The organism is Longicatena sp. 210702-DFI.1.196 (genome assembly GCF_020563125.1).
In the GTDB taxonomy this organism is placed as follows: Bacteria; Bacillota_I; Bacilli_A; order Erysipelotrichales; family Erysipelotrichaceae; genus Longicatena; species Longicatena caecimuris.
Genome location: NZ_JAJCPX010000062.1, coordinates 1 through 8,423, shown reverse-complemented (window position 1 = coordinate 8,423; position 8,423 = coordinate 1). Strand labels below are relative to the sequence as shown.

Annotated in this window: 3 protein-coding genes; all 3 read right to left on the bottom strand. The window is 36.0% G+C overall.

Annotated elements, in window-relative coordinates; genetic code table 11:
- Positions 1-116: 116 nt before the first annotated feature.
- Complete coding sequence (locus LI241_RS15095) at positions 117-6,761, bottom strand: discoidin domain-containing protein (protein WP_227151433.1); 6,645 nt, start codon at positions 6,759-6,761, stop codon at positions 117-119.
- Positions 6,762-7,336: 575 nt separating this feature from the next.
- Positions 7,337-7,576, bottom strand: coding sequence for a hypothetical protein (locus LI241_RS15090; RefSeq protein ID WP_008690467.1), 240 nt, complete (start codon positions 7,574-7,576; stop codon positions 7,337-7,339).
- Between the two features lie 11 nt (positions 7,577-7,587).
- The gene (locus tag LI241_RS15085; RefSeq protein ID WP_008690466.1) at positions 7,588-8,031 is read right to left on the bottom strand and encodes a hypothetical protein; all 444 of its coding nucleotides are present in this window, start codon (positions 8,029-8,031) and stop codon (positions 7,588-7,590) included.
- Between the last annotated feature and the right edge of the window lie 392 nt (positions 8,032-8,423).

The following is an 8,423-nucleotide window of genomic DNA, read 5'->3' as shown; positions in this document are numbered from 1 at the left end:
CCTATGATAATTTAGAGCGTTTTTTCTTTAAACCCTACGTTAATTTAGAGCCCCGTAAAAAGATGGGCATCGTTATACCATGCCCATCCATTTAGAATTAGACATAAAACGCAGTATTACGCTTCATTGTCAGTTTCTTTTTTACGTTTCATCATTACTACTACAGCACCTGCTCCAGCAATTAACATCGTGCCAGCCAGTAAGCCGGTATTCGTAGTATCACCAGTTTGTACTTCTTCTTCATCCTTCTTTGTTTCATCAGGTTTGTTAGTTTCTGGTTTTGTAGTTTCCCCTGGTTTTGATGGCTCAACTGGTTTTGTTGGATCATCTGGTTTTTCTGGTGTATCTGGTGTATCTGGTGTATCTGGAGTATCTGGAGTATCTGGATCATCTGGTTTTGGAGCTTCTGCGGCTTTCAAATCAGTAATTGCTTTTGTTAATGCGTTTTGAGCTTTTTCGATTTGCTCAGCAGATGCATCCTTATCATCCAATACCTTTTGTGCGTCAGCTAATGCTTTTTCAAAGATCGACCAGCTTTCTGCAGTATATTCGTCTTTATTGAATCCTGCAGCATCGTTCACAAGTTTTCTCAATGCTTCTTTTCCTGTTTCTGGGTTCACAGGAGGTACTTCATTGATTTCTTCCAAAGCATCTATAGCTTTTTGCAGATTTGCAATTGCTGTATTTATATCTTCAAGCGTTGCATCCTCATTCGCATCCACATCTTTCGCTGCTTTTAATGCTTTCGCAAAATCAGCCCAAGTTGCTTTTGTATAGTCTTCCTCTTTTAATAGTTCAGCAAATACAATTTTTGCTTTCAAGATTGTCTTATCAACTACACTAGGAGTCTTCTTTTCCAGTTTATCTTTTGCCGTATTCAATGCTTTAATAGCATTATCTACAGCAGTCTGATCAACTGTTTCAGATTGATATGCATCCTTAGCTGCTTGCAATGCTTTTGCAAAGTCTTTCCAGCTTTCAGGTGTATATTCTTCTTCTTTCAGCTTAGCTGCTTCATTGATTGCTGTTTCCAGTTTAGATTTATCTACAGTAACGACAGGCTTATTCTCTTTACCATAGAAACGAATTTCTGCCATCGAAGCATATGCATTCATAGTATCGCCACCTGTACTTAATGCAATGAACTTCACATATCTTCCAGATGTATCTACAAATGCAGCTCGCTGCCAATCTCTACTACTTAAGTATTTTCCATCGTTATCAAATTCAAATACACCTACAGATTTGAATTCTTTGCCATCTTCACTAACTTGAATTTCTGCTTTAAGGATATCGCCATTAGCTCCGCCTTTACTCTGACGAGGCAGGAAGGTTACATTGCTAAGTGTATAATCCTTGCCTAAATCAAATACAATATCCTGAGGCATTTTTCTTTCATCTGCTACTAGATAGTTTGTATGCCAATAAGAACCCTCATTGTAGTCTAAGACATTAATAGCTGCTCCATCTTCGCCATCATCAGCTGTGATTTCGCTTGAAACACTCTTAACAACTACACCATCTTTGTTATTGCTAGCTTCTTTGTTAATCAGCAGTTCTTTATCCAATGGTTTTACTTCTAATCCAGTAATCGCATTCAAGATACTTGTCGTTGCACTATCCACCTGTGATTTTGTATAATTTCCATCCTTCAACATATCTGCAGCCGCATTCAGAGCGTCTGTTAATACTTTGTAAGAATCTTCTGTATACAGAAGGCTGCTATATTTATTACCTTTTTCAATTGCCGCCATTAAATCAGTCGTATTGACACCTTCTTTTACAGTTAATTCATAAGATGCCTTTTTGCTAGGATCTGTGATCGATGTAACTGTAATTGTTGTCTTACCAGCCTTTAATGTACGTACAAGGTATGAAATATTTGTGCTTTCACCAGTCATAATAATACTTGCAACACTAGGATCCGAGCTTTCAACCTTATAGTATTGATTAGCAGGTGCGTTAGGTTCTGTTGTAACTGACGCTTTAACAGGACTAATTTCATCTTTGAATAAATCAGTCGCATTCGCTTTATCTAAAATAACTTCTTTAACACTTACTTTGTCTGCATGAACGAATTCCAGCTCTGATATAGACATATATTTGCTTGAAGCACCTTCAGCAGCAAATAATTCAATATCGACATTCTTAACTTTTGTATCTGCTTTTGCAGGAGCGTAAGCATATTCTAACTGTTTGCCGGTGATTTCTTTTTCTTCTTTAGAATCATCGGCATAAGTGATCGTATATTTCACCTTGCCAACCGCACCATTTCCTAAATTCGCACGATTGAACAACTTGATATTAGATAATGTCTGTTCTTCTTTCAAGGCAGCATGTAATGTTAATGGAAGTGTTACATATTCTTCATTAAAGTTAGAACCTTTGATGTCCCAAGCTAAGTCAAATCCAGCGCCACTGCCGCCATCAGCTTTGTTACCGTTAAATAATCCATCAAATTTCTTTTCATTGATCATTTTTTCAACGTTTGTACCATCATCTGTTGGCAAGAATTCATTTGTTATTGTCATTGTAACGTCTTCTTGTTTCAATGTTACATCTTTAACCGCTGGTGCATCAGGAATTTGTGGTTCTTCGTTAATCTTAGCTTTCACTGTTGAATAGTTTGGTCCAATTAAGATGCCGTTTTCAATCGTTAAGAAAGAATCAGCCGCTTTTGTCTTCAGATTCATATCCTGTTTTGCAGTCATTGTGATAGTTGCCAAGATATGGTTACCACTTGTTAAAGGCTTGTCACCTCTGTTCATGAATGCCAAGTTCAATAAAGCCCCTGTTCCATCATCGAATGGTGTATCAATACTCATATTTTCCATAGAAGCGATATATGGATTCTGGCTTGTCTTCACATCTTTGATCATAGCTGGGTCATAGAAAACTAATGCTCCTAACCCATTGACATTCTTCATACTATCGCCATAAATATCAACGGTGAATTTTTCCCCGGCTTTTACAGATTCTACACTAGGGATGAATAGCATGTTACCCGCTACATTACCCGTTTTCTTAGTTCCGCCATCTAACTGGAACATTGTAAATGCATAATCATAAGCATCATATACATCATTGTAGTTAATGTCAGCACCATGTGCCTTGATCTGTGCATCAAAGGTTGTCTTTTGGAAGTATTTAGATCTACCGATATACTGACTCATATTTGTATAATCGCCTTCGGTTACGGTAGGTTTTTGTAAACTACTTCCTACAGCAAAGCCTTTGCTTCCATCAGCTTTATAAACATAAAGACCGTTACTTGCGAAGAATTTACCGTTAGATTCAACTACATTCAGTTTTACATAACGTGCTGTTTTACCAGTTAAATCAACTGTTTTTACACTGTCTTGAATGCTGTCACCCTTTGTATAACTCCAAGGATGTTCTGCACCATTTTGAACTTTGATCCAGTTCCAGCCATCCATACTAATGGAAACATCCAACTGATGTACCGTACCATTAGAACCTGTTCCTACAGTACCTGATCCATCATTCGCATCCCCACGAGGATAGTATTCAAACTTATCAAGTGGATACGCTAAGCCCATATCAATAATAAGATCTTTGCCGGTTGCATCCCCTGTGGAATGGAACATCGTATTGAAGTTTTTATCATTTGCATGCGCTATTTTACCCCATTGATCGCCATACTCCCATTTGATGCTTTGTTCTGGCACATTTCTCCATGGGTCTTCTAAAGTTGTAACTTGTAATTCATTACTCCATTCAGAATAACCTTCTGCATTTCTTGAACGGATTTGATACGTATGTGCAGAATGATAGTCTAAGTTTTTATCTAAGAAGCTAGTTTCAGTACCAACGCTGTTAATTACGCCATCCGTCTTAAGTTCATAAGAAGTAGCTCCATCAACAGCAGTCCAATTTAACTGAATGCTTGTTGGTGTTAATGATTCATTGTCATAGCTTAATTCAGGTGCCGCTAAATCTTTATTTACTTCGTCTTTTGAGAAATCTGCTTTATTTTCAAAACCTTCAATGACTAACGTCTGTTCATTGCTAGCAACATCTGTTTTAGCAAATTTAACATACAGTTTAGGATTTACTGTGATGTCAACTTTGAAGTTTTCAGTATCTTTTGTATATTTGTTCAGATTAGGTGCATCGTTATAGAAATATACATTTCCGCTAGCTTTATCAAATTCTTCTTGAGAAGTAACTTTTTGAAGTGCTAATTCACTGCTTCCATTTTTCGCAGTTACTTTTGTAGGTTCTTTTGATACATTTACGACAAAGGTAGTATTGCGGTTGCTATTGTATCCTGTATAGCTGCCTACAGATTTTTCTGCTTTCAAAGTAGCTGTTGTGCCTTCTACATTCGATGTGAATTTTGTTGTGACACTTCCACCGTAAGATACTTCTTCTTTATTGCTATTGTCAATGTAGTTTCCATCATCTTCATAAAGTGAGAAGCTTGTAGAGCCTGCCGGCCAGAATTCAACAACACGTTTAGTCTTATCCAAACCATTTTTATTGGTATCAGAAATAGGCTGTGGGTTGTTGTTTTCTTCATACATAGGAACGATAGAACCGTTTTTAACAAATAATGGCAGTTTCCAAAGTGGTGCATCAAAGCCATTCAAAGTTTGTCCGCCTTTGTACTGTTTACCAGTAAAGTAATCAATCCAGATTTGATTTTTATCTGGCAGGTAGATACCGTTTCTGACATCGTTTCCATTTTCATCACTCTTCTGATTTTCATAAATAGGAGCGACTAGGAAACTGTCACCATACATATACTGATATTCTGTATTACGTTTGTTATAGGCATTTCCTTCATTAGGATATTCCAAGAACATCGCACGAATCATAGGCAAACCATTCGTAGCCTCTTTTGCCAAAGTATATGTATAAGGCATCATTTCAGCTTTCATTTTCAAATACATTCTGTTGATTGGAGTATATGGGTCACCATTATAATATGGTTTTTTAGCACGGTTTCCCCAACCATCCATATCAAGCATCTGTGGAGTGAATGCTTTCCACTGATAGTCACGTGTAGAAATGATATCTCCACCACCGAAGATTCCATCCATGTCACTACCTATATTTGGATTACCGGATAAGCTCTGTCCAATATAAGTTGGAATGTGGAAACGGATATATTCCCAATCGCCACCAGTCTGATCCCCTGTCCAAATACTTCCATAACGCTGTGTACCAGCCCAACCATCCAAAGTAACAATGTTTGGTCTGTTCTTAGTTTCAGTTACGATATCATACGCACGTGAGATACCGTCAAGTCCAAACGAATAACCCGAACCAACCCAAGCAACATCGGTTTTCAGCGTAGTGATACCGCCTTTTTTAACTTCTTTATCAAAATCACGAAGTTTTTGATATTCCAGTGTTGAACTTGTTGAAGGAGTTAACTGACTCTGCGTCCAAAGACCGGTTGTAACACCTTTGGAAGTTGCATAATCTGTAAACTCTTTCAAGTTTTGTACGTTAGCATCAATTGCTTTTGTTTTTTCTTCCATGGAACCGCCTGTGTATTCATAGCCGTTTTGACCATAACCACAGCCATATCCATCATTTGGAAGGAACCAGCCTAATGGCATATCCGTATCTTCATGTCCATCAATAACGGCACGGGCAGAGAATTTATAAATATCCTCTGTTGTTCCTTTTTTTGCATTAAATTTATCTGTCATAGTCGATGGACCGGTACCATTTAGCGTTTCTGCATAAGCATCTGGTTTTAAGATATATCCATCTGTTAAACCATTTTCCCAATATTTCAGGCCATCTTCCAATTTCCAATACGTATGTCCACCGGTTTTACCATTTTTCAAGGTAGCATCTGTTTGCTCAGTTGACCAGCCATCACGATTGTAACAGTTCAGATGCCCTAAGTAGAAAGCATATTCCGGTAATAAAACAGCATTTCCGGTAACCTTATAATAATCCTTAAGCAGTTCTTCTGCTTTTTTAGCATTATCGTTTGCATCAGAAATAAAGTAATACGCATCAAATTCTTTTTCATCATGAGATGCGATAACTTCCTCACTATTACTATTCTGGAAATCGTAAGCTCCTGTTTTAAAGGTATTTCTTAAAACACCATAACCTTTTGTTGACCAGTAGAATGGATTCGGAGATGATACACTGCCATCTACCCATGTATTATCAATAGCAATCTTGATAACCTGCCCTTTATGTGAGAAACGACCATTCTGTGTACCGCCGCCATAGAAATATTCATCAGCGGAAGCAGCCAGTTTTTGGCTTGTTTTACCTGATGCAATTGTAAGTGGTTCACTTTCTTGCATAACGATAGTGCCATCTGCTCTTTTAACTGTCATCAAGCTCGTTGTTTTGTTAAATTCAATAATCGTATTACCAGCACTGATCTTTAAAATATCACCATCGGTAACAGTAGCTTCTGGCTTTGTATATTCATCTGAATCATCAGGCTGTTGCTGAATTTTACCGATATGATCTTTACTGTTAGGTGTTGCATATTGATCAAACTTACCTGAAGGATCAATATTAAATCTGAAGATGCCATTTTCAAGGAATGTTATTTGTCCTTGATAACCATTCTCATATGTGATTACAATTTTGTTTTTCCCAGTTTTTTCAACTTTTGTGATTGCTCCTAAGGCCGCATTTGTTTCTTCTGCATGCACCTTTAAAATATTGAAATTACTGGAGCAAACACCGCTGAAAGCTAAGACGGTTGCCAGGGATGCTGGCCCTATCTTTTTTAATATAGATTTTTTCTTCATATTCCTTCCCATAAATTCCTTTCCATTATTAAAATATGAATATCATAGTCGTTCTCCATAACACCTCCCTTTATTTTCTGCATTATTGTTCATGTTTCAAATCTTATACTTTATTACACAGTTAATTTCAACTTGAAATTAACTGTTTTTTTATACATTGAAAGAAAATAACCTGAAAAAAAGCAGGGTTTTAGACTTTTATCAGATTGTATCAAAAAGTATAAGTTTTTATATACGCGGTAACTGTTCATGAACAATAAAACAGATATCCACCTCATCACATCAGAAATGACATAGAATGCATCTGACAATATTATTTTAGCTCTTTGTAAAATCAATGTAAACCCTTTCTGTTTGTAATTTTGATTATTCTTTTTACACTTTTTAGTTATGAAGATGTAAATAATGTAAATGTAACAAATGTAATTTTCGCGAAAATAGCAATGAATTTCTAATCATTTCTACCTTCTTTTATAGGAACATATACTTTTTAATAGCTGTCTTAATTTAGTTTTCCATAAAAAAAACTGCAACTTATCAGATTTATCCGATACCTTACAGTATAAAATCTTTCCTTAGTGATTTTTAATCATATACCCTATTCCATAGCATGTAGACGCATAGACTAAGCACGGTACGATCGCCGCCAGGAATGTTTGTAGACAATATCCCCACTGTGCTGCCATTGTTGTGTTATAGTTATTACAATAGGCACTTAATTGCTGATAGGTCGTAAATAATGTGTACCCCATATATATAATCAATAAAACGGATAACACAAAAAAATACGTATATACATTCTTTTTGTTTTTCATATAGCCTCTTTCTAATTTACTTTTTTATCAAGTTTATGTTTTTTCACCCAGTTATCAAATAATTCTTCCGTCATTCTTTGTGATTGATGAATACTATCAATACATTTTCCTCCATTGGCATAAAAAATGCCTGGTGTTTTATCAAATTCCGGAAAATATTGTTGTATGATTGCCCTATTTACATTAGGTTGTTCTTTTTCTCTTTCTAATGGCACTTCATAGAGTACCACATGATGGTTCTGACGATAGTTTTCAAATAATTCGTGGAAGTCCTCACAATACCCACACATGGATTGCGTAAAGGCAATCGTAAATTCTTGCCCTTTTTTCATCATTGATTCCATATCCGCCAAAGATATTTGAATGACTTCTCCAGCCGATTCATCTCTTTCATAACTCGTACATCCGCATAACAAAAAAGTAACCATTAGAAAAGCCAAAAATCTTTTTTTCATAATGATCCTCCAATTTAATTACTTTTAGTTACCGCACAAACATAATACCCTATATCGAATGAAATTACAAGAAAGTCATAACGAAGAAACCTGTCATGCATAGAAAAAAAGAATACTCTGTTTGTATCATTTCACGCATTTATCCTTTACCAAAAACAATTTTGATTGATCCGAAAAGGCAATACAATAGTATGATTTTTTCACTACTAACAATTTAGTTTATTATTACTTTCCATATACAACCATCTAGGTATTCACAAAATCCCCTTATTTATCAGATTTCTTTACACCACGAAAAAAAAGCAAGGTATCTTTCTTCGATATCTTACTCTTTTTTCGGATATCTAAATTATCGTAGGGATAAGCGATACCTCTAAATTATCATAGAGTTT

Excerpts from the sequence above, each read along its gene's own strand:
- LI241_RS15085 (WP_008690466.1), bottom strand. The coding sequence starts at position 8,031 with ATGAAAAAAAGATTTTTGGCTTTTCTAATGGTTACTTTTTTGTTATGC.
- LI241_RS15090 (WP_008690467.1), bottom strand. The coding sequence starts at position 7,576 with ATGAAAAACAAAAAGAATGTATATACGTATTTTTTTGTGTTATCCGTT.
- LI241_RS15095 (WP_227151433.1), bottom strand. The coding sequence starts at position 6,761 with ATGAAGAAAAAATCTATATTAAAAAAGATAGGGCCAGCATCCCTGGCA.